Genomic DNA, 26,743 nt, shown 5'->3' with positions numbered 1-26,743 from the left:
AATGAATTGGGGCAGGCTTGCCCCATATTTTTTCATATCGCCATGGATTGCCGGTTTGTTGTTATTTACATTGGGACCGCTATTATTTTCCCTTTTTATTAGCTTTTTTGACTGGCCGATTGTGGGTGAAAAAACATTTGTTGGTTTTTCAAATTATGCCACGATGTTTACGGATGACCCCCTTTTCTGGCATTCCCTTTGGGTGACAGTAAAATTTGCCATGCTGTTTGTTCCGCTTAATATTATCATGTCTTTATTTCTCGCAATTCTTCTTAATAAAAAGCTAAAAGCAAGCTCATTGTTCAGAACCTTTTTTTACGTACCCTCTGTTATTTCCGGTGTTGCTTTAGCGATGATTTGGGGATGGGTGTATAACGGGGAGTACGGAATTTTAAATTACTTTCTTTCGTTAGCAGGAATTGAGGGGCCGGATTGGCTTAATAACCAAAAATGGGCACTGCTGGCAATGGTTATTGCTAGTTTGTGGGGACAAGGTACGATGATGCTGATATTCCTTGCGGGGTTAAAAAATATCCCCAAGGATTTGTATGAGGCAGCTGAAATAGATGGAGCCGGCAAAGTATATTGCTTCTTTAAAATAACGTTGCCTCTGCTAACGCCAACCTTGTTATTTAATCTTATTACCACCATCATCAGCGCTTTTCAGCAATTGACGCTTGCCCTGGTCCTGACAGGCGGAGGGCCGCTTGGTTCCACTTATTTCTACGCAATGTATGTCTATGAAAATGCTTTTAAATACTTTAAAATGGGCTATTCATCAGCTAACGCATGGATCATGTTCCTGATTGTGCTGTTTTTGACCATGCTGGTTTTTAAATCTTCTTCCGCTTGGGTTTATTATGAAAATGAAGTCAAGAATTCTAAGTAATGAAAAGAGGTGATCCTTTTGAAAAGCAAGCGATTAATCCGCAGCGGAACTTTATATATCGTTTTAGTATTTTTATCCCTGCTGTTTTTAGCGCCTTTTTTCTGGATGGTAACAACAGCTTTAAAGTCTCCTGATGAATTATATATGTTTCCTCCAAAGTGGTTTCCATCCTCTTGGCAATTTGAGAACTTTGGCAAGGCCTGGAACAGCCAGCCTTTTAATACTTTTTTAATGAATAGTGTGATCGTGACGTTTTTAACAACAATCGGACAAATTGTGTCCTCTACATTAATAGCCTATGGGTTTGCCAGATTCAAATTTAAAGGGAGGGATTTTCTTTTTATGGTGCTATTAGCCACGATGATGATTCCATGGGAAGTAACAATGATCCCGCAATATATGGAATTCAATTATTTTGGGTGGATCAACACCTTAAAGCCGCTGATAGTGCCAGCCTGGTTTGGTGCCCCATTCTACATTTTTCTTCTGCGTCAGTTCATTATGTCAATACCTAAAGAATTGGATGAGGCGGCACGGATGGATGGAGCGAATTCTTTCCAAATTTATTATCGGATTCATTTGCCATTAATGTGGCCAATTATCGTACTTATCGGGGTCTTTAACTTCCTATCAAGCTGGAATGATTACTTGGGACCTCTAATCTTCCTGAATGATCAAAGCAAATATACATTAACACTGGGGTTAGCCCAATTTAATGGAATGTATGATGTAAATATGGAAGGAATCATGGCAGTAACTTTCCTGATTAGCTTGCCGCCGCTTATTTTATTTTTCTTTGCCCAAAAATATATCGTCAATGGTGTATCATCAACTGGTTTTAAATAAAAGAAATGAATTGTCCATTTTGGTTCTTTCGGAGGGAAATTAAATGAAAGTGAAAGAGATGAGACTTCCATTCAGCCGCAGAGGTTCCTATCTGGTCATATCGCCAATTCATAAACGGGGCCATGATTCGAATGCATTATACATTCGCATGATCAGAGGGGGAGATGAAAAGACAGGCGCTGTTTTCAAAATTAACTTATTGGATGAGACAGATAAACATCAGAATTACGAGGTTGAAATGACTCCCCATTTAATGAGGATATCTGCTAATGCTGGAATTTTAGAGGTTTGCTTTAGCTCGGAACGTACAATCCGCATGAGAGGATATGGGGTTAGGCTGGAATTAAGCGCATATACAGGATTTTACGATTATGCACTAGCATGTCCGGACGGCACTTTGGAAATAAATAGCTTTGCAGAAAAACGGAGATTCCGCTTAATCCCGATCGAAGGAAAAATTGAGGTTGATGCCCCATTTGAAGAGGAAAAAAGCAAATTTTTTAGAATACTATGCAGCCCGGCCCACCTTAATAAAGCTTATGAAGTGGCTTTAACAGATTATAAAATTAACTATGAGAAAGATTTGAGTATTGAAACGAGCTTTCATTCATCTGCTCAAAGTGCAGCAGAGGATTTTGAAATATGGAAAGAGAACACGCTAAAGGTACCGGAACATTATGAAAATGCCAGAGAAGCTGCTGCATATATCACATGGTCTTCCATTGTAAATGCAGAGGGATTGCTGACACGCCCAGCAATGTATATGTCTAAAAATTGGATGACTAATATTTGGAGCTGGGACCATTGCTTTAATGCGATGGCATTAATCCAGAATCAGCCTCAATTGGCCTGGGATCAATATTGTTTGTTTTTTGATTTGCAGGATGAAAGTGGTGCATTGCCTGATTTTTCTAATGACCAGTATTCATTTTGGAACTGTTGTAAGCCTCCAATACATGGCTGGACACTCAAGTGGATGATGGATCGTTCCGATTGGATTTCAGAGGATAGGCTGGCAGAAGTGTATCATCCCTTGGCCAAATGGACTGATTGGTGGTTCCGGTACAGGGATCATGACCAGGATGGCATTCCCCAGTATAATCATGGCAATGATAGCGGCTGGGATAACAGCACTGTGTTTTGTGAAGGTAAGCCAGTAGAAACGCCGGATTTGTCCGCCTTCCTAATTATTCAAATGGATGTATTGGAATCTATCGCCAATAAGCTGGGAAAAAATGAAGATGCATTTAGATGGAAAAAGAAAGCAAATGAAATGTTTACGAAAATGATGGAGCACTTTTGGACAGATGGGGGATTCCGGGCTTGCCTTTCAAATTCCCATAAGCAAGTTATGTCAGAAAGCCTTATTTTGTTTATTCCGTTTATATTAGGAGATAGATTAACGGATGCCCAAAAAACAATTTTATTAGATAGTTTGATTACTAAGCATCAATTTGAAACAGAGCACGGATTTGCAACTGAATGCATCAATAGTCCCTTTTATCGGCCTGATGGCTATTGGAGAGGTCCGATATGGGCGCCTTCTACCATGCTATTGACAGAAGGGCTAAAAGCGATTGGGGAGTATGAACTTTCAAGAAAAACAGCGATAAAGTTTTGCGAGATGGCGGCCCAATCCGGCATGGCGGAAAATTTCAACGCCTTGACAGGGGCGGGATTGAGGGATCCTGCTTTCACCTGGACCTCCAGTGTCTTTCTGATCCTTGCCAGTGAATTAAACGATGGAACCGATGGAAATTAATTTAATTCATAAAGTAATAAAGTAAAACCCCGTTCATTAGGACGGGGTTTTTGTAAGGGCAGTTAAAAGCAAGAGATGTAAAAAAAATGATTCCTGCTTAACTGCGTTTATTCAGCACTCAACCAGATCAGCTGAAAACATATCGGATAAAATCAGCACGACTGATCCAATCGCAGCCGAGTACTCACCAAGCTTGGATGCAACAATTTCCGTGTTTTTGGCTTGCACCGTCAGAGCCCGGGCAGCCACGGTTTCTTTTATGGAAGGTAAAAGAAAGTCTTTTGCATTGGAAATTCCTCCGGTTATAATTATTTTATTGGGGTTTAATAGATGAATTAAATTGGTAATGCCGATGCCAAGATAAATTCCTGTGTTCGTCAATAAATCAATGCTCAAAGAATCTCCATGACAGGCTGCCTGGTAGACTGTCCGGGCTTCAATCCTGTCTAGATCTCCATCGACGATTTCGTTCAGATAACTTTCTTTGCCCATCGTTAATTCCTTCAGTGCACGTTCTTTAATGGCCGTCCCGGATGCTAAAGTTTGCAGGCAGCCAAAATTGCCGCATGTGCATTTGCTGCCTCCTAAATCAATGGACATATGGCCAATTTCCCCAGCCAAATTATGCTCGCCATGCAGAAGTTTGCCATCTACGACAATACCCGCACCTATTCCATTTCCTACATTTATCGTAACCACCGTTCCGCTGTCATTCTGATCACTTACAAACCAAGTTTCCCCAAGCGCCATCACCCTGGCATCATTTTCTACCCTTACGGTCACTTGGAAATAATGTTCCAATTCTTCCTTAATGGCTATATTGCGCAAATTTAGACTTGGTGCAAACAAACTGTTTCCATGCTTATGATCAACTACTCCATGCATGCCGATTCCTATTCCAAGTAACTTGCCTGTTGAGTCTGCTGCATTTTTCAGCATATTGGAAATTTCTGTTTTCAGTAAGTCGAGCAGTGTTTTATTGGTAACGTATGAAGGCAAATATGCAGAATGGCTAAATAACACTTTCCCATTTAAATCCGTTAAAACGGTCCGTATTTTGACTGGACCCACATCCACGCCCAGGACATAAAACCCTTGATGGTTAAGAACAAGCATGGTCGGTTTGCGGCCGCCGCTGGATTGCCCCTGCTGGCTCTCGACAACAAAATGCTCATGCAACAATTCCTTCACAATACTGCTGACAGTAGGTGGTGTAAGATTTGTTTCTTTTGCAATCTGCGCGCGGGATATAGGACCGCTCATTCGAATTTTATTTAAAACAATTGTTTTATTTATTGATTTCATCCATTGAAAAGTGCCTTTTTGCAAATACTTCGACCTCCAAAAAATACGATTATAAATAGTTTACATTATTTTTTTTATAAGTTGGAAAAAGGATTGCATTCATTATAACATAATTAGTAAAATTAATTAATAAAGTTACTCTGGGAGGAAGATTAAATGATGCAGCCTATTAACAAAATTAAGAAATATCTGGAACAAAACGGTTATGACGGTATCCTGCTTAGAAAGAGAAACAACTTTTCATGGCTGACAGAGGGAAGAAAAAACCACATTTTATTGTGTGAACCAAATGGGGTTGCGGACTGGTTAATCTTAAAAGACAAGAATTTTCTCATCACGAATAAAATGGAAAAAAGGAGAATGCTGGAAGAAGAATGCAGAAATTTGAGCTTTGAGTTTGATACCCTCATCACAGAGTGGTATGAATCGTCTGAAGGTATTATTAATAAACTTACCGCAGGAAAACATGTTGTCACCGATCTTCCATTTCGGGATTGGAAAATGGCTGATAAAGACCTTTCAGTTATCCGTTCTGTTTTAAGTGAAAAGGAAATCGAGAACTATAGGGGTGTTTGCCAGGATACGGCAAGCATTCTTGAACAAACCTGCAAAGAATTGAAACGAGGTATGACAGAATTAGAGACTTGTGCACTATTATTCAGGAAAGCGCTTGAACGGGACCTGAATGTGCAGGTGGCATTAGCGGCCGCTGATGAGCGAATCTTTAAATACCGCCACCCGATTCCAACAAATAAAAAATTGGACAAATATATTATGATAGTCATTTGTGCAGAAAGAGGGGGATTGGTTGCAAATGCAACAAGGTTTGTTCATTTTGGACCACTCCCTCCGCATCTTATTGTCAATAAGGGAAAGCTGGCGAGGATTGATGCTGTAATGAACGCAAACACAGTTCCAGGCAAGAGAATTAGCAGTATCATTAAAGAAGGAATCAAGCAATATGGTCTTGCTGGCTTCCCTGAAGATTGGAAGCTTCTGCATCAAGGAGGATTAACAGGGTACTCATCAAGAGAATATCTGGCTACTCTTGTCTCAACTGAAGTGGTGATGGAAAACCAGGCATATGCCTGGAACCCTGCTTTACCAGGTATAAAATCAGAAGATACGATTCTCGTTCTGCCTAATGGCATTGAATTTTTAACTGAAACAAAGACATGGGACTACTTGGAGGTTAAATACGGGAAATCCAGTTATTTAAGGCCTGATATTTTAGTTCGCTGAATAGTTTTGGTGGAACAGATAAAAAGGATGATAGATTTCGAGAATATTATTGACAATTTTCTGAAAAGATTGTAATTTTATAATAAGTTTATAAAGTAAATTAATTAACTAAGATAGCGAGGAAGTTTTTATGGAGGAAGCCATTCGCCTTTTCAATGAGAAATTTGGCCATTTTGGTGAGCTGCAGATTTATTTTGCTCCCGGAAGAGTGAACTTAATTGGAGAGCATACGGATTATAATGGAGGGTTTGTATTTCCATGTGCTTTAACGGTGGGAACCTATGCTGTTGCCAGAAAGCGTTCCGATGGGAAGATCCGGATGTTTTCGAAAAATTTTTCCGAACATGGAGTATTGGAAGTGAAGATTGGCCACCTCCAATATGATATAAACCATTTCTGGGCCAATTACCCGAAGGGCGTGATTGACACCTTTCAAAGGCATGGAAGCTGGATAGTGAAAGGATTTGATGTTGTTTACTTAGGCAATATTCCTAATAAAGCAGGCCTTTCTTCCTCAGCATCCATTGAACTTGTGACTGCCGTACTTCTAAATGACCTTTTTCATTTAAATCTGGATATGCTGACAATGGTTAAATTAAGCCAGCAGGCTGAAAATCGGTATATCGGTGTTAATTGCGGAATAATGGATCAGTTTGCGATAGGGATGGGGAAAAAAGATCATGCAATCCTCCTGGACTGCCAAACATTAGATTATACATATAGCCCGGTCATGCTGGCAGATTTGGAACTCATTATTGCAAATACAAACAAGAGCAGGGGATTGGCAGATTCAAAATATAATGAAAGGCGAACAGAATGTGAATTGGCTCTCGCTGATCTTCAAACAGTGTTATCTGTGAACTCACTTGGGGAAGTTTCGGTCCGGGAATTTGAAGCTTATAAAACTTACATTAGATCTGACACTTTCCGCAAACGTGCAAAGCATGCGGTTTACGAGAACGATAGAACCAAACAAGCTGTCCAAAAAATGAAAAATGGAGACATGGCGGGTTTAGGATTACTTATGAATCAATCGCATCTTTCTCTCAGGGATGATTATGAAGTCTCTTCAAAGGAATTGGATCTCCTTGTAGAGGCCGCATGGAAAGAAGGGGCAATAGGTGCCAGGATGACAGGTGCCGGCTTTGGGGGATGCACGATAAATATTATTGAGAAACAGAATGTTAATTCCTTCAAGGAGAATGTTGGGGGTATATATTATGAAAACTTTGGAATCCAGGCGGATTTCTACCAAGTGCAAATTGGAAGCGGCGCCAGGAAGATAAGTTGAAAGGAACGTGAATAAATGGCTGTTTTAGTTGTTGGCGGAGCAGGGTATGTGGGGAGTCATGCTGTGAGACAACTGCTTGATAGAAACGAAGAAGTGATAGTCATCGATAATCTGGAAACAGGCCATAGAAAAGCCGTACCGGGAGGATGCACATTTTTTCAGGGAGATATTCGGGATCACGTCTTTTTAGAAAAGGTTTTTGGATCTGCTTCCATTGAAGCAGTGATGCATTTTGCCGCCAATTCCCTTGTGGGAGAGAGCATGAAAGATCCTCTAAAGTATTATGATAACAATTTATTTGGAACTTTGTGCCTGTTAAAAACCATGAAGTCTTTTGGGGTGGACAAATTGGTGTTCTCCTCCACAGCAGCAGTATACGGGGAACCCGAGAATATTCCTATAACAGAAACAGAGCGAACCAAGCCTGAGAATCCATATGGCGAAACAAAATTGGCTATTGAAAAATTGCTTCGCTGGTGTGAACAGGCATATGGAATCCGCTTTATGATACTCCGGTATTTTAACGTTGCAGGAGCTCATTTATCCGGAGAAATTGGAGAGGATCATTTTCCTGAAACTCACCTGATTCCCATTATCCTTGAGGCTGCATGCGGCAAAAGAGATAAGCTGCTAATTTACGGAGACGATTATCAAACACCAGATGGTACTTGTATTCGAGACTATATTCATGTCGTGGATCTAGCAGATGCACATATTTTGGCTCTAGAAAAACTTAGGGAAAAGAACATCAGCCGGATTTACAATTTGGGAAATGGTCGCGGGTTTTCTGTCAGGGAAATACTTGATGCCGACAAAGAAGGACATAGATGCCGAAATTTGGCCAAGACGCCCTGGAGACCCGGCAATCCTTCAAGCATCTTCCCTTAAAGCAAAAGAGGAATTAGGATGGTGTCCCGTATATACATCTATTCATTCAATCATTGAAAGTGCCTGGAAATGGGTGCAGCTATTCCCGGAGGGCTATCAGGACCGATAAGGAAGATGAGCCTTTCAGAAGAAATGAAGAAAGGAGAGATGTTGTTGGATGATAAAATCTTTTCCTATATTCAGGAGCTGCTGGATTATGGAGTGGAAAGAAAATTATATTTTTTGTATGATCGGGAGTTTGTCCGGAATCAGCTGTTGAGCATATTAGAGCTGGAAAAATGGAATGCCCCTCCGCCAACTGGTTCTAGAGAAAAGCGGCTCGATGAAATTCTTGAAAGGATTTTGAAATGGGCAGCTGATAATGGGCGGCTGGAGATCAATTCTGTCACTTATCGCGATTTATTAGATACAAAGCTAATGGGAGCTATGATGCCAAGGCCATCAGAAGTGGCGGATACTTTTGCATTTCTGCATAGGCATGCAGGTCCTGAAACGGCAACATCGTATTTATATCGTTTAGCGCAGGACTCAAATTATATTAGAAATGACCGCATAGCCAAAAATGATCACTGGATGGTCAGCACTGATTATGGTGAATTGGAAGTGACGGTGAATCTGTCAAAACCTGAAAAGGATCCCCAGGCCATTATAAAAGAAAGCATAAATCAGGAAACAATTTATCCTGAATGCCTGCTATGCAAAGAAAACGAAGGCTATGAAGGGAGGGCTGATCACCCTGCAAGACAAACATTAAGGACGATACCTTTAAGATTGAAGCAAGAGGATTGGTATCTGCAATATTCTCCATATATTTATTACACGGAGCATGCAATCATATTTGCCAAAGACCATAGGCCAATGAAAATCTCACAACATACATTCGAGTGCCTGCTTGATTTTACTGAGCAATTTCCTCACTATTTCATTGGATCGAATGCAGATAAGCCAATTGTAGGAGGATCAATCTTGAGCCATGATCACTTTCAGGGCGGCAATCATTCCTTTCCTATGGAACAAGCTGATCTGGATTATGAGTGTACCTTCCCGGGTTTTGAATCTATTAAAGGAGGCATTGTCAGATGGCCAATGTCTGTCATCCGCCTTATAGGCAGTGACAGGAAATCTTTAGCAGAACTTGGAGGAAGCATATTGTCCGCTTGGCAAGGATATTCAGATGAATCCGTTGATATCAAGGCTTTTACGGGTCAACTTGCACATAACACAATTACGCCTGTTGCAAGAAAAAAGGGAAATGAGTTCCAGTTGGACTTAGTTCTCAGAAATAATCGTCAAACAGAAAGATATCCATTTGGAATCTTTCATCCTCATGAAGAGGTTCACCATGTAAAAAAAGAAAATATCGGCTTAATTGAAGTGATGGGCCTTGCCGTTCTTCCCGGACGCTTGACGGAGGAGCTGGAAACCGTATCAAAGTGGCTTCAAAATGGCTATGCAATTGAGAAGCTGACTAAGGACTCTGCTGCAGCCAAGCATGCAGAGTGGGCGTTGGAAATTAGGGAGAAGTATCCTGATATTCATTCAGGCAATGTCCAGCAAATCATTAAGAAGGAAATAGGAATGGTGTTTTTAAAGGTTTTGGAGCATGCTGCAGTATTTAAACGGGATCTGAAGGGAAAAAAAGCTTTCAAAAGATTTATAGAGTTTGTAAAAAACCGGGAAACCATTTCTTCTCTTTAAGGATTTTAAGCTATTAAATAGCATTTTCACTTTGTTAATTAAAATAAATAAGAATCAAAGGAGGTTAATCATGTCACATTTAGATTATTTTCAATTAAATAATAAGGTATGTGTCGTAACTGGTGGTGCTTCAGGAATAGGCTTTGAAACCGCCATGCTATTGGGTGAGGTGGGTGCGAAGGTTATTTTGCTGGATATTAACGAGAAAAATGGTAAAAAAGCAGCCAGCGACATTAAAAGCAAAGGATATGCTGCAGAGTTTGTCAAGTGTGATGTAACGAATATTCATGATTGCATAACAGTTAAAGAGTATCTTGAAGAACATTACCCTACGGTAGACGTTCTATTTAATAATGCAGGTGTGATTAAAAGAAAATCAGTAGTTGATTTAGAGGAACAGGAATGGGATCTGGTTATTGATGTTTCTTTAAAAGGTGTATTCCTCTTATCGAAATTTTTAATCCCTCTGATGCAAAAGGGTGGCGGAGGCAGTATTATTAACACCGGTTCTGGCTGGGGGATAAAAGGGGGAGATCAGGCAGCTGCATACTGCGCCGCCAAAGCAGGTGTAGTAAACCTGACTAAAGCGATGGCCATTGATCACGGGCCGGCAAACATCCGGGTCAACTGTATCTGCCCTGGTGATACAGATACCCCTCTTCTAAGGGAAGAAGCCAAGCAGCTAAAACAGCAGGAAGATTCATTTCTTGCTTCATCTGCAATTGGAAGGCCATTAGCAAGGATTGGAACACCAAAGGATATTGCAAAAGGTGTCCTTTACCTTGCCAGCGATCTGTCATCATGGGTTACAGGTACAGAATTAATCGTCGATGGCGGAGGGCTCGCTTAACTGGAATGAAGGCAGAGTTCAACAAACATATTAATTTTACCAGGAGGTTATAAACAATGCCGCAAAAAGTACATCCTTATATACCGAATATGGTACCGGAAGTTCAAGAAAAAATGTTAAAGGTGATTGGAGCAAACACAGTTGATGAGCTTTACTCCTGTATACCAGATGAGATTAAACTGAAGGAAGAAATGCATATTCCGAAAGCGCTTACAGAATGGGAGCTGCGCCGCCACATCGAAAAATCGCTAAATAAGAACACAGGGGCCAATGAGTATGTGAATTTCTTGGGTGCCGGCTGCTGGCAGCATTTTATACCGGCGGTTTGTGATGAAATTAATCAGCGTTCTGAATTTTTAACTGCCTATGCAGGTGAACCTTATGAAGACCATGGACGGTATCAGGCACTCTTTGAATATCAAAGCTTATTAGCTGAATTAGTTGATATGGATGTAGTGAATGTGCCTACTTTCGATTGGGGACAGGCAGCCGCCACTTCTGCCAGGATGGCGGGCCGGATAACTGGCAGGAAGAAAATTTTATTGGCAAAATCGGTCGCTCCTGAACGGAGTAAGATCATCATGAATTATGGATCACCTGAACTGGAATGCGAATTTGTGGACTTTGACATTAAATCGGGTTTGATGGATCTTGAAGATCTTAAAGCTAAGTTAAATTATGATGTTGCAGCACTCTATCTGGAAAATCCATCTTACCTTGGATTTATTGAATCACAAGGACCTGAAATATCGAAGCTTTTAAAAGAGAAAAAAGCCTTGATGATTGTTGGTGTTGATCCGATTTCACTTGGTGTGCTGGCACCTCCAGGCCATTATGGGGCGGATATTGTGTGCGGAGATCTTCAGCCTCTTGGCATGCATATGAATTACAGCGGCGGCCAGGCAGGATTTATTGCAACACATGATGATGAAACATTCATTAATGAATATCCTTCCCGGCTATTCGGGATCGTACCGACTGTAAAGGAAGGCGAATACGGATTTGGAGATGTCGCCTACGAACGAACTTCCTTTGCTCATCGTGAAAAGGGGAAAGAATCGGTAGGAACGCAGACAGCGTTATGGGGAATTACCGCAGGTGTCTATTTAGCTTTAATGGGGCCAAGTGGCATACAGGAAGTCGGCCAGACCATCATGCAAAACAGCCAGTATGCCGTAAAGGAAATAAATAAGATACAGAGTGTAAAAGGATCACTGTTCGAGTCTCCATTTTTTAAAGAATTTATTGTTGATTTCAACAAAACAGGCAAAACCATCGAAGAGATTAATCAAGGGCTGCTGGAGTGTAAAATTTTTGGCGGAAAAGATCTGTCAAAAGAATTTCCCGAGCTTGGCCAGACGGCATTATTTTGTGTAACCGAGATCCATACAAAAGAAGATATTGATTACCTGGCTGCATCGTTAAAGGGAGTTTTAGAGAAATAAAAGATATTAAAGAGAGGAGTTTTATTCATGAAATTAATTAACCGTAACAGCAAAACCAGAGATTTTCATCAGGCAAAATGGAATGAGCCCATTATCTTTGAGCTTCATCAGTCTGGGGAAAAAGGAGTGGAGCCCCCGCCTGTTAATGAAGAAATTGCACTAGCGGTTGGCGATGGAATTTCCATCATACCTGAATCCATGCAAAGGAAAAGCAAACCGTCTATTCCTGAAATAGGCCAGGCCAAAGTGTTAAGGCATTATTTGCGGCTTTCTCAGGAAACGCTTGGTTCTGATTTCAATGTGGAAATTGGCCAGGGAACCTGTACTATGAAGTATATCCCAAAAATAAATGAAATGCTTATACGTAATTCTAAAATAATGAAATTGCATCCCCTCCAGCCTGAAAGTACTGTACAGGGAATGCTGGAAATTTTCTATAACCTTGATCTTTGCATGAGAGAGATTTCTGGAATGGATTATTTCTCATTCCAGCCAAGCGGCGGAACTCAAGCATTGTTCGCAATGGCATCCATCGTGAGAAAATATCATGAGCAAAGAGGAGAGGGCGATCAGAGAAATGAAATTATTACAACTATATTCTCTCACCCATCCCAAGCAGCAACTGCAGTTGTAAAGGGCTATAAGATTATCACCCTGCATCCGGATGAAAATGGCTTTCCAGATATCGAAAAATTAAAAGCTGCGGTATCGGAAAGGACAGCAGGATTTGTAGTAGCAAATCCTGAAGATACAGGAATTTTCAATCCGAAAATTAAAGAGTTTACAAAAATAGTCCATGATGCTGGGGGAATTTGCTATTATGACCAGGCCAATGCCAATGGACTGTTGGGTATTACAAGAGCAAAGGAAGCGGGCTTTGACATGTGCTTCTTCAATCTTCATAAAACCTTTGCTGCCCCGCATATGTGTGGCGGTCCTGCAACAGGTGCACTCGGTGTTACAGAAGCACTAAAAGAATATCTGCCAGTGCCAATTGTTGAATATAAAGATGACAAATACACTTTAAAATATGATTTAAAGCATTCCATCGGCAAAGTCCGTGCTTTTCATGGTGTGGCCCAAACGGTCTTGCGTTCCTATGCATGGATTCGCTCTCTTGGTCCTGAAGGTTTAAAGGAAGTGGCCAAAATTGCTGTACTTAACAATAACTATATGTATCACAGGGTGCTGAATATCAAAGGGGCAGGTGCACCATATGTGAAGGGCCACAGGCTCGAACAGGTCCGCTACAGCTGGGAGCAGCTGACAAAGGAAACAGGAATAACAACAGAAGACGTCCAATTGCGAATGACCGATTTTGGGCTGCATTACTGGACCAGCCATCATCCATACATTGTGAAACAGCCGTTTACTCTTGAGCCGACAGAATCATACTCTAAACAGGACTTGGATGAATATATCGCCGCTTTGGAGCAAATCTCAAAAGAAGCCTATGAAAATCCTGACATCATTAAAAATGCCCCGCATAATAGCACGATTCATAAAATTGATGAACGGGATTTTCTGGATAACCCGAAGAAATGGTGCATCACCTGGCGTTCATATCTTAAAAAGGCGAAAGAGCATCAAAGTGTGTAAAAAAAAACGGAGGTAAATATGAAAAAGATAAAATTAGCCTCCCATCACACTAATGAATAGAAAAGGGGAGTTGAAAATGAAGAAAACATTACCTTTCATCTTGATCCTGCTTCTTTTGTTCGTTTCGGCCTGCTCCAACAAATCAAATGGAAATGAAGCGAAGACTGGTGATACCGACCATCCGTCAGGGACAATTACTGTTTGGGGGTGGGATGTAGCTGCTGAAACAATGAAACTATCTGTCGAAAAATTCAAGAAACAGTATCCGGATGTGGAAGTGAAGGTGGAAGATTTCAGCAGCGGCGATTTATATGAGAAACTAACCGTTGGCATGGCTGCCAGAGGATCAGGGCTGCCTGATGTGGTCCTCATGGAGGATGAGAGAATCCCAGGATATATCCACCAGTTTCCTGATGGTTTCACAAAGCTTGACCAACTTGGCTACGACAAATATAAGGATGCTTTCAATCCAGCCAAAATTGCTTCAGTTCAGGATAAAGAGGGGAATTTGATCGCAGCACCTTGGGATATCGGGCCTGCGGGAGTGTTCTACCGTACCGATTTTTTTGAGAAAGCCAATGTAGATCCTAATTCTATTAAAACATGGAATGATTATATTGAAGCAGGAAAGAAAATAAAAGACGCTACTGGTGCCATGCTTCTGCCTATCGATATTGCAAACTATGACGGAGTCTTTCATATGATGCTGCAGCAGCAGGGAATCTCTTATTTTGATAAAGAAGGAAATATATTGCTTGACTCAGATGAGGCTATTCGGGCAATGGAAGTAATCAAAAGCTTTCATGAAAATGATTTAATCCTTAACAACAGCGGATGGGATGGCATTGTTACGGCGACTGTAAATGGAAGCGTCGCGACTGTTCCTTACGGTGTATGGTATGCCGGTACAATCATGGATCAGGCCCCTGACTTAAAGGAGAAATGGGATGTATTTTATTTGCCGGGCTTTTCTGAAGGAGGTACAAGATACGCGAATGTTGGAGGTTCATCCCTGCTAATTCCTTCTTATAGCGAAAACCAATCAGCTGCATACGCCTTTGTAGAGTTTTTTACTACCGATGAAGAAACCCAGCTGCTGGGCTTTGAAAAATTCGGATTATTTCCTTCGTTAAAGAAAACGTATGAATCACCAATCCTTAACGAAAATAGCGAATATTTTAATAATAGTCCCATTTTCAAAAAATTCGCTGATATTGTGGAACAGGTTCCGGAAATTACTCTCGATGAGAATTATGCACGTGGAAGCTCAATGATGAGCAATACCCAGGCAGCTATTTTGCTGGAAGATAAAAAAGTAGAATCTGCGCTGAAAGATGCTAAAAATCAACTGAAAAATGAAATAAAAAAATAAGCGTTTTTTATAACAAATAAGAAAATTTTCTGAAAGTCGATTACTGTCTAGCTCCAGCGCCTACCCCCTCGAGGTCACAAGCTTGTCTAGTTGCGGCTCCTAGGGACTCGAGACATAAGCCAATCCCTTCCAGAAGGAAAGAACACCTTCTTGCAGGGCTCGTCTTATGCTTGTCGTCCCTGGACAGTCGCCTTCACATTTGGGCCAATCCTCCCAAAAAGGCAAATAACACCTTTCCGTGAGGCTCGTCTTTTGCTTGTCGGGGGTGGGCAAGGCGCTTGCGCTTTTCTAAAGGAGATGAGAGTGAAGCTGAATTCTCATCTCCTCCTTTACAGCAGGAAGAATCTATCCAATTCGTTAGGGGTGTCAGTATGGCTCAACCGGAAAAAATAATTAGCACCGCTGCAAATTATCGGGTAAACGTTAAAAAAAGAAAAACTCTCATTACACCAAAAAATGCACCATATTTTTTTATTGGACCTTCTCTGATATTAATCATTATATTTACTATTTACCCTGTGATTTCTTCCTTTATTTTAAGCTTCCAGGAGGTAAGGGGAGCTGAAAAGACGTTTGTTGGATTTGCGAATTATACGAGGTTATTTCACGACCCTGTATTCTATAAATCTCTTTTGAATACTTTTGAAATTTTGATTGTTCAGGTGCCCATCATGCTCTTTATCTCTTTGCTGATTGCTGTAGGTCTTCACTCATCAATAGTGAGATTTAAGGCATTTTTCCGTATAGCTTATTTTATGCCCGCAATTACAGCTCTCGTAGCTGCATCAATAGTCTTTATGATTTTATTGGACGAGCATTTCGGTTTAATTAACTATCTCCTGTCCTTGATGGGGCTGGAGCCCATTCATTGGCTTACTTCTCCTTTTTGGGCAAAAGTCTCGGTTATTGTAGTCATGACTTGGAGATGGACTGGATACAATATGGTCATTTTTCTTGCAGGATTACAGGCCATTCCTAAAGAATTGTATGAAGCAGCAAGCATTGATGGGGCAAGTAAGGTAAAGCAGTTTTTTCTTATCACAATCCCCCAATTAAAGCCTGTCTTTATTTTCACTGTGGTTATGTCGACAATCGGGACTCTCCAGCTTTTTGATGAGCCATTCATTTTGACACAAGGCGGGCCGAATAGTGCAACCATGACCATTACCCTTTATTTATACGAAACTGGATTCAAGTATTTCGAGTTTGGCTATGCATCGGCTATCGCCTATATTTTAGTCATAATTATTGCGGTGATTTCCTGGATACAGATGAAATGGGTAGGTGATTTGGAAGAATGAAATCAACCAAAAATATATCGTCTAAAATCTGGATTTATGTTTTGCTTTTAGTGGGTGTCGTTATATCTATTGCCCCCTTCTACTGGATGATCGTTGGTTCAACACTGAAGTCAGGAGAAATTTTCCATGTCCCGCCTAAAATACTGCCTGGGGATCATCTGGCAGAAAATTTCAGGTCATTTAATGATTCACTGGGGATAGTGAAAATTTTCTGGAACTCCTTATTCATAGCTGTCGTTTTTACTGTGCTTAGCACACTTATATGTTCGATGGCAGGCTATGCGTTTGCGAAATTCCGTTTTAGAGGACGGAACCTAATTTTTTTTGTTATATTATGCTCCTTGATGATACCGTATCAAGTGACCTTGATTCCTTTATTTGAAATGATGGTCAGCTTTAATTGGCTGAATACCTATCAAGCAATTATTCTTCCGAGTCTTGCTTCGCCTTTTGCCATTTATTTGATGAGGCAAAATATGAAGGCGGTTCCAGACTCCCTGATTGAGGCATCAAGAGTAGATGGGGCTGGAGAGGTAAGGATATTCTTTACGGTCATTTTGCCGGTAGTTCGGCCAGCTCTAGCGGCTGCTTCAATATTTCTTTTCATGTCTCAGTGGAATAGCCTAATTTGGCCACTCATTACGCTTAATAGCAAAGAAATGTTCACGCTTCCTGTTGCCTTATCAAGTTTGATAGGAATGGCCCGTATTGATTATGGGCAGGTAATGCTGGGAACAACGTTATCGACCATCCCGATTATGATTATTTTTCTGCTTATGCAGAAGCATTTTATTTCGGGCATCTTGGGCGGTTCTGTTAAAGAATAAACAAGCATACAGAGGTGATATGAATGGAATATACAGTGTTTACAAGAGAAGATATTAATAATCAGCTTATTTTGCATAAACACAGGTTAAAACCAAGAACTCATTTTGTGTCTTACAGGGATGAAAGGGAAGCGTTGAAAATGAATCGTGAAATGGCTTCCTCCTTTTATTTGCTGAACGGCAAATGGAAATTTGTTTATGCTGAGCATCCGATCCTGGCACCAAAAGATTTTTTTAGAGAGGATTTTGATTCAAGCAGCATGGATCAAATCCAGGTACCGGGATTATGGCAGCTCCAGGGATATGGAAAACCTCATTATACAGATCTATATTATCCTTTTCCTGTAAATCCGCCGATTGTGCCGGAAAAGAATCCAACAGGATGCTACAGGAAGGAGTTCTTTCTTCCAGAAGGGTGGGAAAGCCAGAATGTGCATCTCTGCTTTGAGGGAGTAGACAGTTCCTTTCATTTATGGGTAAACGGCCATGAAGCCGGGTTCAGTAAAGGGAGCCGCTTAACATCTGAGTTTGACATTACATCATTTTTGAAAGAGGGCAAAAATATCATTGCAGTTCAAGTATACCAATGGAGTGATGGCTCATATTTGGAAGATCAGGACATGTGGTGGCTAAGCGGCATTTTCCGGGATGTTTATTTATTATCTGTGCCCAAGCTTCATGTCTATGATTTTTTTGTTAGGGCTGAATTGGATGATCAGTATGAAGATGGCTCATTTAATATCGATATTAAGTTAAAAAATACAAATGAAAAACCGCAGAAATTCCAAATTGAATATAAAATCTTTGACGAATCAGCTTGTGTGGAACAAGGCACTGTTTCACAGGGCGAAGAAATTGGCCAAATGAAAGAAAAACAGCTTTTCCACACTTCCCATATCCATACACCAAAAAAATGGTCAGCCGAGGAGCCTCATTTGTATACGCTTCTTCTAATTTTAAAGAATGAACTGGGAGAAGTTATAGAAACGATTTCTTATAAGATCGGCTTTCGGAAAGTTGAAATAAAAGAAAGAAATCTAATGATAAATGGGAAAGTGGTGATGTTTAAGGGTGTTAATCGCCATGACCATGATCCTGATACTGGCCGAACAGTTTGTTATGAAACTATGAAACAAGATATCATTATGATGAAGCAATATAATATTAATGCCGTTCGTACCGCTCATTACCCGAATGACCCCCGCTTTTATGATTTGTGCGATGAATATGGTTTATATGTCATTGATGAAACCGATCTTGAATGCCATGGCTTTGAGCTGACAGGAGATGCAAACCTTCTCAGTAATGATCCTGAATGGGAAGCAGCATATGCTGACAGAATGGAACGAATGGTGGAGCGGGATAAGAATCATCCGAGCATCATCATGTGGTCACTTGGCAATGAATCTGGTTTTGGCTCCAATTTTAAAGCCATGTATAAAAGGTGCAAGCAATTGGATTCTACTAGAATCGTACATTATGAAGGTGACCGTGATACTGAGGCAGCTGATATTTTCAGTACCATGTACTCATCTGTTGAAAAAATAATCGGTTTTGCTAACGAAGAAAATTGGGAAAAACCCCATATATTGTGTGAATATGCACATGCAATGGGAAATGGTCCTGGCGGCTTAAAGGAATATTGGGATGCCTTTTACCAATATAAACGTCTTCAAGGCGGCTTTATATGGGAATGGATTGACCACGGCTTACGACAATACACAGAAGATGGCGGAGAATTTTATGCCTACGGAGGGGATTTTGGAGATGAGCCAAATAACGGAAACTTCTGCCTGGATGGATTGCTCCTCCCGGATAGAACACCTTCCCCAAGTTTGCACCAATATAAAAAGGTTATTGAGCCAGTTAAAACGAAAGCAGTTGACCTTGAAAACGGTATTGTAATCATTGAAAATCGCTATGATTTTATTAGCCTGGACCATTTATTCCTTTCTTGGAGTATTATGGATGGAGTTTCTGTGCTGGATAGCGGTTCAATGTCATTGCCTTCTATTTCTGCAGGCCAAAGTTACCAGCTTCATATTCCATATAATAAAAATTTTCTTGCTTACGGAGAAAATCCATATCTGAATCTGTCGTTCAGCCTGAAGAGAGATTTTCCATGGGCTAAGCAAGGACATGAAATAAGTTGGGCACAATACAAGCTGCCGCAGCTGAAGACAAGTGCCACAGATATAAATGAATACAACCTTAGGTACGGACCACTTGCCATTCATGAAACCAGAGCAGCTATTATAGTGGAAGGTTCAGAGTTTGAGCTGACATTTTCAAAGGCAGAAGGAACAATTACAAGCTGGAGCTTCAAGGGACAAAGCTTGATGAAAGCGGGACCAAAGATGAACTTCTGGCGTGCGATGACCGATAATGAAATGTATATATCAAAGGAATGGAAAGAATCGTATCTTCATATGATGGAGCATGATGCCCGTTCAATAACAGTTGAACAAACCGACCGAAACAGAGTAAAAATCAGGGTGGAAGCAAAAGTGGCACCAAGGGTGATGGCCTGGGGAGTTAATGGCAGTTATGATTATACTATTCATGCAAATGGCCAGGTAGAAATAGCTGTTGAGGGTCAGCCGTATGGCAGCCTCCCTGCAACGTGGCCTAAAGTCGGCATTGAAATGAAGCTTCCTCTTGATTTATCACATGCATCATGGTTTGGAAGAGGCCCAGGGGAAAGTTATCCGGACAGTAAGCTTGCCTGCAAAATAGGTGAATACAGCATGAAAGTCGAAAATCTTTTCTTCCCGTATATACACCCTCAGGAAAATGGCAACCGATCAGATACAGAATGGGCAAGCTTCCATAATGGCATGAGCCTTGGATTGTTGGCTGCGGGGGATCACCCAATGAATTTCAGTGCGCATTATTATACAAAGGAAGATCTTGAAGCAGCAAAGCATTTATACCAATTAAAGAAGCGAAGCTATATAACTTTAAATCTGGATTATCAGGTGAATGGAATTGGAAGCAATAGCTGCGGGCCTGGACCATTGCCTGAATATGAGTTAAAACCTAAAGCATTCCGCTATAAAGTTACTTTCTTGCCCTTCTCAGGAAGTGCCGGATTAGCAAGGGAAAAGGCAAAAGAGCTGAAATATCAAAACAGTGCAGAAGAAGTTTTAACTAATAATAAATAAAGATACTTTATAGATTAAAAAGGACAGCAGGTTATAGGAACTTGCTGTCCTTTTTATCGGGACAATATTTTTCTGAAAATATAGGAATTAAAAAAACTTGTGTTAAACTTTTTACTAGTTAGTTTTGTTTGGATTATCCTGAATTGTCCTCAAAGTCTAACTCAAAAGTGATTGTTTGGGACCGTTTAATGAATGTGAACACCAAAAGTGTACTCCTGGGCACCCGGTTTGCTATTGCGCATATGATTGAGGCAGGCGGCGGTTCGATTATAAATACAGCTTCCATGTCAGCATTTGCTGCAGATACGATACGGTCGGCATATGGTGCATCTAAAGCAGCTGTTGTAAACCTGTCAAAGTACATTGCTGCACAATACGGACCAACGCGGTAGCTCCTGGGCTGATATTAACTCCAGCGGCTAAAAACAATATTCCGCCGCAGGTGCTGGATATGTTCGAAAAATACAACGCTCTATCCTATCATGGGGAAGCGGATGATATTGGATACACAGTCTTATTCCTTGCATCAGATGAGTCAAAATTCATTACTGGCCAGACGATTCAAGTGGAGGGCGGCCACTATCTTTCCAATCCAACTATGCCTGATTTTAATGCGCTGATGAATCAGGGGAAATAACATAGAGTCAATTACTGATAAAAACAGCAGCCAATGCTCAGGCTGCTGTTTTTATGCTTCTTTATCGCGAAGGCCATGAGCATTTTAATATTTTGATTTCTGTGAATCCTATAATAAAATCAGGAAAGAAGTTATTGAATTACCTGGACGGTGAAATCCTATGACAAAATTAAAAAAGTATTTGCGCACTGATTTCTGCTTTGAACATGACAATGATTATAAAGAAAACATGGTATTACTTCAGTATAAGGACAGTGAATTATCCTATATGGACAGAGAGGAGTATTCCTTCTATAAAAAGTATGGTAAAGATTTATATTGGAAAAAGTGTGTATTAATCTCTTTGGATGATTTCGATTTAAGCCTTTTGGAAAAGGGTTTATTAACTGAGCTAATTGTGTTCACTGACTCTGACAGCAAAATAATCGGCTATGTTAAGTGTCAGGATTTGTTGAAGGAACTCAGCAGTGATTTCGAGGAATTACAGGCTTATTTTCATACTATAATCGATACCATTGAGAATTCGGTTTCAGTAGTGGACAAGGAAGGGAAAACAATTGTCTGGACAGAAGGGGCTGAAAAAATATTCTCTATCCGCAAAGAGGATATTCTGGGAGAAAACATGAAAAAATTCTTTCCTGAAGAAATGCTTTTAAACCAAGAAACACTTCTGACTGGCAAAACATTTAAGCATCATCTTCATAAACCAAGAGAAGATCTTTTTGTACTGATAAATATTAATCCGGTTGTAGTTAATGGTGACATTATTGGTGCTGTAGCGGCCGAAACTGACATAACGAGCCATGTCATGCTGAGCAAAGAGTTATTGAGTGCTTCATCTAAAATCCAGCAGCTGCAAAACGAAGTTTCCAGACTTAATAATGCAATTGATCCCTTTCAAAAGATTAAAGGGTCGAGTATTGAAATAAAAAATGCCGTTTCGCTGGCGAAAAAGATGGCTAAAACCGATCAGAATGTATTACTGCTGGGTGAAACAGGCGTGGGAAAAGAAGTATTTGCAAAGGCGATACATGACGAATGCCGATTATCGAAACCTTTTATCGCTTTGAATTGCGGTGCCATTTCTCCAGCGTTATTTGAAAGTGAATTATTTGGTTATGAAAAAGGCGCTTTTTCAGGGGGAGATCCGAACGGGAAGCCTGGAAAAATTGAACTTGCTGATGAAGGAACATTGTTTCTGGATGAAGTGGGAGATTTACCTTTAGATCAGCAGGTGAAATTGCTGAGGGTCCTGGAAAACAAGGCCTATTATTCTGTAGGCGGTTTGAAGGTGAAAGAGGCCAAATGCAGAATAATAGCTGCAACCAATAAGAATTTAGAAGCGATGGCTGAGAGAGGCGAGTTCAGAGAAGACTTGTTTTACAGACTGAATACATTAACGATATTTATCCCGCCATTAAGAAAAAGAAGACAAGATATTTTAGAGTTATTCCATCTTTTCATTCATGAGTCATCATTAAAATATGGTCTGGACATTACTTTTATAGCACCACAAATTACACAATTGCTGCTGGAGTATGAATGGAAGGGGAATATTAGAGAGTTAAGAAATGCAGTCGATAGAATGGTTCTTTTATCTGAAAATGGTTCCATATTGCCTAATACACTGCCGGAAAAGATATTAAAGGAGAAACCTCATTTGTTCTTGCCGCCGGCAAATGAATTGCAGAACGAAATAAACAGATTCGAAAAACAAAAAATCCTTGATGCATTAAAAGGCGAAAATGGAAATAAATCAGAAGCGGCAAAGCGGTTAGGCATAACAAGAACTACTTTATATAATAAGATGAAAAAATTAAATATAACCGATTGGTAATAAGAAGAAGAGAGGGATCACCGATGATTTCTTTCTTCTTTTTTATTGTAAAGAAATCTTTACACTTAACGTATTGGTGTAAATGAAAATGAACATCCCATTCACATAAGGAGCTTGCCATAAATGCTTGTTGAGGTTGGCACGATAATTGCATCATATTGAATAAGAGAAAGGAGAATTTTTATGAATAACAAAATAGCATCTTTAGAGAAATTTTTAGTAAAGAGAAACTGGACGGGGGGACTCATTACATCACGGCAGAACATTTTTTACTTAACTGGTTTTGATTACGATCCGCATGAACGTTTTGTAGGAATTTTCATTTTTCCTGGACAATCCCCTCTAATTGTATTGCCTGAAATGGAGTTGAAAATGCTCCTGGAAGCGGGCTGGAGATATGACTATATCTGTTATAAGGATTCAGATAATGTCTGGCGAATGATGGCAGAATATTTTGATGAGAAAATAAGCATGATCACAGATTTTGCAGTAGAAGAGACGTTTATCTCTCTTAAATATGTACGTATGCTGCAGCAAATGCTGCCAAATATTCAGCTGCAAAATTTAGATCAGGCGCTTTCTGAAATGAGAATTAGAAAAAGCCCTGAAGAAATAAAAAAATTAAGGATAGCAGCCCAATATGCGGATTATGCAATACAGGCAGGAATTGACGCTTTATATGAAGGTGTATCAGAGTTAGAGGTGCTGGGTGAAATTGAATATAAATTAAAAAAAGCAGGATTGCGTGATATGTCTTTCAGCACAATGGTGCTTTTTGGCAGCAATTCAAGCAATCCTCATGGAGTTCCTGGGGAGAATAAACTGCAGCCCGGAGATACCATCATATTTGATTTAGGTGTTAAATACGAAGGATATTGTTCGGATATCACCAGAACATTTGTCTTTAAAGAATTAAGGGACGAAGTCAAAGAGATGTATGAATTAGTGTTGAAAGCTAATTTGGCAGCTCTGCAGGAGTGCAGGGCAGGCAATAAAATGAGAAAAATAGATGAAGCGGCGAGAACCGTAATAAGTGATGGAGGATATGCGAAATACTTTCCTCATAGAATTGGTCATGGCCTGGGAATAGAAGTGCATGAAGAACCTTCTTTACACGCTGAAAATGAGGAAATTCTCCGGGAAGGTATGGTGCTGACTGTAGAACCAGGCATCTATATCCCAGGTGTAGGCGGGGTGAGAATAGAGGATGATGTGGTGATAGGAGTAGAAGGAAAAGAGGTATTAACGAAGTTTCAGAAAAAGTTGCATGTCGTAAAAGGGAAAACTGCTGATTGGAAATAATAACTTACAAGGTAAGCTGAGGAGCGTGATGCTCAAAACTGCAGCATGAAAGAGCCGGATTTCGATCTGGTTCTTAAACATCAAGGTGGGACAGAAATGGAGAATTTCATTGTTTATTTAATAGCTATATTTGTTGCAATTGGTGGAATCGATAGGATTTTAGGAAACAAGTTTAAGATTGGAGAAGAGTTTTCAAAAGCTTTTTATAGTATGGGAGCCCTTTCATTATCGATGATTGGCATTATTTCTATATCTCCTGTATTGGCAGATATATTAATACCAATTATATCACCTGTTTATTCCTTTTTTGGGGCTGACCCTTCCATGTTTGCATCAACACTCTTTGCTCTGGATATGGGCGGTTATAAACTTGCGACTGAAATGGCAAATGATATGGATGCAGCAAATTTTTCCTGGGTGTTTTTAGGTACCATGATGGGGCCAACATTGGTGTTCACCATCCCTGTTGCATTAAATTTAATTCAAAAAAAAGACCAGGCCAATTTTGCAAAAGGTATCTTGATCGGCTTAATGACTATTCCAATTGGCTGCTTGATTGGCGGATTTATTTCTGGTTTTCATTTAGTATGGATGATTAAAAACCTGCTTCCAACGATTCTATTATCCATTATTATCATGATCTCATTATTAAAAATTCCCAAAGCTACAACGAAAATGTTCATTGGGTTCTCAAAAATCATTGAGGTTGTATTAATATCAGGCTTAGTCATTGTGATTTTCCAAACACTAACAGGAGTTGAATTTATTAAGAACTTAGTTCCTATTCATGAGAGCTTTAAAACCATCGGGAATATTACCATCATGCTTGCTGGTGCATTTCCATTGGTCTTCTTTCTGCAGCATGTGCTGAAACAGCCATTTGAAAAAGCAGGCAATAAAATTGGCCTCACGCATCAATCTCTAGTCGGATTATTATCATCATTGGCTCACCATGTTCCGATGTTCTCAAAGTTTGACCTTCTTGATGCGAGGGGGAAAGTCATCAATACAGCTTTTGCAGTAAGCGGCTCCTTTGTGATGGGGAGTCATCTGGGCTTCGTTGCCGCTGTGGACAAAAGCTTCATTGTTCCCATGATTTTTGGAAAGCTGACTGCTGGAATTTTAGCCGCAATCATAGCTTATTTTGTTATGAATGATTAGGTTAAGGCAAACTGACTGAAAGTAAAACAGCAGCAGGTCTAAGGGAACCGGCTGCTGTTTTATGATTTATGCAATAGTGGAAGCTGTCTTTTTCTGTTTATGGTGCTTATCCTGCAGAACAAATTGATCTCGGCCTGCCCCAATTCCGGAAATAGTAAAGATAGCAGTAATGACCATAAGGAAGATCAGTGGAACGGTCCAGGAGTGGAACAGATCATACAGTGAGCCGATAAGAATCGGTCCTGCCGCGGCAAGCATGTAGCCGACTGATTGAGCCATTCCTGAAAGGCTGGCTGCCTGTTTGGCATTTTCAGCACGAAGGCCGATCAGGGTTAAGGAATGACTGATCGCTGCTCCAAGACCAATCCCGAGAAGAACAATACTGATGTTAGAGATGATGCCATTGACATTCATCAGGAGACCCGTTATGCCGGCAAAAGTGAAAATGCCGATGCCAAGAGCAATCCCCTTTTGGTTAGGAAGCCGATCGGCAAGAACGGGAATAATAAAATTAACAGGGAGTCCTGAAAACTGGAAAACCGTTACCATCCATCCAGCGGCGGCGATTTCCCGTCCCTGGCTATGAAGAATTTCGGGGAGCCAGGTGGTGGTGCTGAAATAGACCATTGATTGCAATCCCATAAACAGTGTGACCTGCCATGCGATGGGTGAGGACCAGATAGAACCCTTTGGTGCAGATACTTTAGGTGCTTCCGTTTTTATCTTTCGTAATCTGATCTGAGGAAGCCAGACAATAATAGCGATAAGTATTAAGATGGTCCATACACTAAGTGAAAGCCTCCATCCCAGACCAAGATTTTCTGCAAGCGGGATACTGAATCCTGGCGCAAGCCCTGCACAAATCCCCATTGAAAATGTATAAATGCCAGTAAGCAGGCCAACCTTCTGCGGAAACTTTTCCTTGACCATTCCAGGAAGAAGCACATTGCAAAGACCTACGCCTAAACCTATTAAAATAGTTCCTATGTACAGCGGCGGAAGCATTCCCAAAGAACGGGCCGCAATGCCGGCTCCCAAAATAGTCAAACCCAAAAGAATGCTCCATTCACTTCCAAGCTTTTGGGCAATCCTCGGAACAAAAGGAGAGAGCAGGGCGAAGGCAACGAGCGGAAGGGTAGTCAGAAGGCCTGCTGCACTATTGGAAATTCCCGTTTCCTCCCGGATTGCTCCGATCAATGGCCCGACTGATGTAATCGCAGGGCGTAAATTAAAAGCCACAAAAATAATGCCGGCCATCAGGAAAAATGTTTTTAAATCAAATTTTGCTGAACTTCTCAACTAAAGACACTCCTTAAAATCCTTCGCG

General features: G+C 40.5%; 18 protein-coding genes and 2 pseudogenes. 18 read left to right on the top strand and 2 right to left on the bottom strand.

Annotated elements, in window-relative coordinates:
- Position 1 precedes the first annotated feature (1 nt).
- The 3 genes from IRB79_RS18060 to IRB79_RS18050 are packed head-to-tail and all read left to right on the top strand — an operon-like array spanning position 2 to position 3,497.
- Positions 2 to 889, top strand: a complete 888-nt coding sequence (locus tag IRB79_RS18060) for a carbohydrate ABC transporter permease (RefSeq protein ID WP_431833446.1) — start codon at positions 2 to 4, stop codon at positions 887 to 889.
- Between the two features lie 18 nt (positions 890 to 907).
- Positions 908 to 1,735, top strand: a complete 828-nt coding sequence (locus IRB79_RS18055; protein WP_243503820.1) for a carbohydrate ABC transporter permease — start codon at positions 908 to 910, stop codon at positions 1,733 to 1,735.
- Between the two features lie 43 nt (positions 1,736 to 1,778).
- Entirely contained in the window at positions 1,779 to 3,497 is a 1,719-nt protein-coding gene (locus IRB79_RS18050) for an amylo-alpha-1,6-glucosidase (protein WP_243503819.1), read from the top strand.
- A gap of 111 nt (positions 3,498 to 3,608) precedes the next feature.
- On the opposite strand, the gene IRB79_RS18045 is transcribed toward IRB79_RS18050, so the two are convergent.
- On the bottom strand, positions 3,609 to 4,826 hold the full coding sequence (locus tag IRB79_RS18045; RefSeq protein ID WP_243503818.1) for an ROK family transcriptional regulator: 1,218 nt from the start codon (positions 4,824 to 4,826) through the stop codon (positions 3,609 to 3,611).
- Between the two features lie 132 nt (positions 4,827 to 4,958).
- On the opposite strand from IRB79_RS18045, the gene IRB79_RS18040 reads away from it, so the two are divergent.
- The 15 genes and pseudogenes from IRB79_RS18040 to eutH all read left to right on the top strand — a co-directional run bounded on the left by IRB79_RS18040 (position 4,959) and on the right by eutH (position 25,416).
- A complete protein-coding gene (locus tag IRB79_RS18040; RefSeq protein WP_243503816.1) occupies positions 4,959 to 6,044 on the top strand; it encodes a M24 family metallopeptidase in 1,086 nt (361 codons plus the stop codon).
- Positions 6,045 to 6,174: 130 nt separating this feature from the next.
- Entirely contained in the window at positions 6,175 to 7,335 is a 1,161-nt protein-coding gene (locus tag IRB79_RS18035) for a galactokinase (RefSeq protein ID WP_243503815.1), read from the top strand.
- A 15-nt stretch (positions 7,336 to 7,350) separates the two neighbouring features.
- Positions 7,351 to 8,332: pseudogene (gene galE, locus IRB79_RS18030) on the top strand (UDP-glucose 4-epimerase GalE).
- A 38-nt stretch (positions 8,333 to 8,370) separates the two neighbouring features.
- Positions 8,371 to 9,921: a UDP-glucose--hexose-1-phosphate uridylyltransferase gene (locus tag IRB79_RS18025; protein WP_431833445.1), complete on the top strand. Its 1,551-nt coding sequence runs from the start codon at positions 8,371 to 8,373 to the stop codon at positions 9,919 to 9,921.
- A 70-nt stretch (positions 9,922 to 9,991) separates the two neighbouring features.
- Entirely contained in the window at positions 9,992 to 10,771 is a 780-nt protein-coding gene (locus IRB79_RS18020) for an SDR family NAD(P)-dependent oxidoreductase (protein WP_243503813.1), read from the top strand.
- 56 nt (positions 10,772 to 10,827) lie between these two features.
- The gene (gcvPA, locus tag IRB79_RS18015) at positions 10,828 to 12,216 is read left to right on the top strand and encodes an aminomethyl-transferring glycine dehydrogenase subunit GcvPA (RefSeq protein WP_243503812.1); all 1,389 of its coding nucleotides are present in this window, start codon (positions 10,828 to 10,830) and stop codon (positions 12,214 to 12,216) included.
- Between the two features lie 27 nt (positions 12,217 to 12,243).
- Positions 12,244 to 13,815 (top strand): aminomethyl-transferring glycine dehydrogenase subunit GcvPB, encoded by a 1,572-nt coding sequence (gene gcvPB / locus IRB79_RS18010; protein ID WP_243503811.1) that lies wholly within the window; start codon positions 12,244 to 12,246, stop codon positions 13,813 to 13,815.
- Between the two features lie 76 nt (positions 13,816 to 13,891).
- Positions 13,892 to 15,187 (top strand): ABC transporter substrate-binding protein, encoded by a 1,296-nt coding sequence (locus IRB79_RS18005; protein WP_243503810.1) that lies wholly within the window; start codon positions 13,892 to 13,894, stop codon positions 15,185 to 15,187.
- Positions 15,188 to 15,465: 278 nt separating this feature from the next.
- Positions 15,466 to 16,488, top strand: coding sequence for a carbohydrate ABC transporter permease (locus IRB79_RS18000; protein WP_243503809.1), 1,023 nt, complete (start codon positions 15,466 to 15,468; stop codon positions 16,486 to 16,488).
- Entirely contained in the window at positions 16,485 to 17,315 is an 831-nt protein-coding gene (locus tag IRB79_RS17995; RefSeq protein WP_243503808.1) for a carbohydrate ABC transporter permease, read from the top strand. The genes IRB79_RS18000 and IRB79_RS17995 overlap by 4 nt, the downstream gene beginning before the upstream one ends.
- Before the next feature lie 23 nt (positions 17,316 to 17,338).
- Positions 17,339 to 20,479, top strand: coding sequence for a beta-galactosidase subunit alpha (gene ebgA, locus IRB79_RS17990; RefSeq protein ID WP_243503807.1), 3,141 nt, complete (start codon positions 17,339 to 17,341; stop codon positions 20,477 to 20,479).
- A 176-nt stretch (positions 20,480 to 20,655) separates the two neighbouring features.
- A pseudogene (locus IRB79_RS17985) lies at positions 20,656 to 21,116 on the top strand (SDR family NAD(P)-dependent oxidoreductase); the annotation flags it as partial.
- A gap of 160 nt (positions 21,117 to 21,276) precedes the next feature.
- The gene (locus tag IRB79_RS17980) at positions 21,277 to 22,953 is read left to right on the top strand and encodes a sigma-54 interaction domain-containing protein (protein ID WP_243503806.1); all 1,677 of its coding nucleotides are present in this window, start codon (positions 21,277 to 21,279) and stop codon (positions 22,951 to 22,953) included.
- 183 nt (positions 22,954 to 23,136) lie between these two features.
- The gene (locus IRB79_RS17975) at positions 23,137 to 24,255 is read left to right on the top strand and encodes a M24 family metallopeptidase (protein WP_243503804.1); all 1,119 of its coding nucleotides are present in this window, start codon (positions 23,137 to 23,139) and stop codon (positions 24,253 to 24,255) included.
- Positions 24,256 to 24,351: 96 nt separating this feature from the next.
- Positions 24,352 to 25,416, top strand: a complete 1,065-nt coding sequence (gene eutH / locus IRB79_RS17970) for an ethanolamine utilization protein EutH (RefSeq protein WP_243503803.1) — start codon at positions 24,352 to 24,354, stop codon at positions 25,414 to 25,416.
- 66 nt (positions 25,417 to 25,482) lie between these two features.
- On the opposite strand, the gene IRB79_RS17965 is transcribed toward eutH, so the two are convergent.
- Complete coding sequence (locus IRB79_RS17965; RefSeq protein WP_243509529.1) at positions 25,483 to 26,673, bottom strand: CynX/NimT family MFS transporter; 1,191 nt, start codon at positions 26,671 to 26,673, stop codon at positions 25,483 to 25,485.
- Positions 26,674 to 26,743: the final 70 nt, after the last annotated feature.

This window comes from Cytobacillus oceanisediminis (genome assembly GCF_022811925.1).
Taxonomy (GTDB): Bacteria; Bacillota; Bacilli; order Bacillales; family Cytobacillaceae; genus Cytobacillus; species Cytobacillus oceanisediminis_D.
Note: the sequence above shows the minus strand (reverse complement) of the source record. Positions and strands in the feature narration are given on the sequence as shown.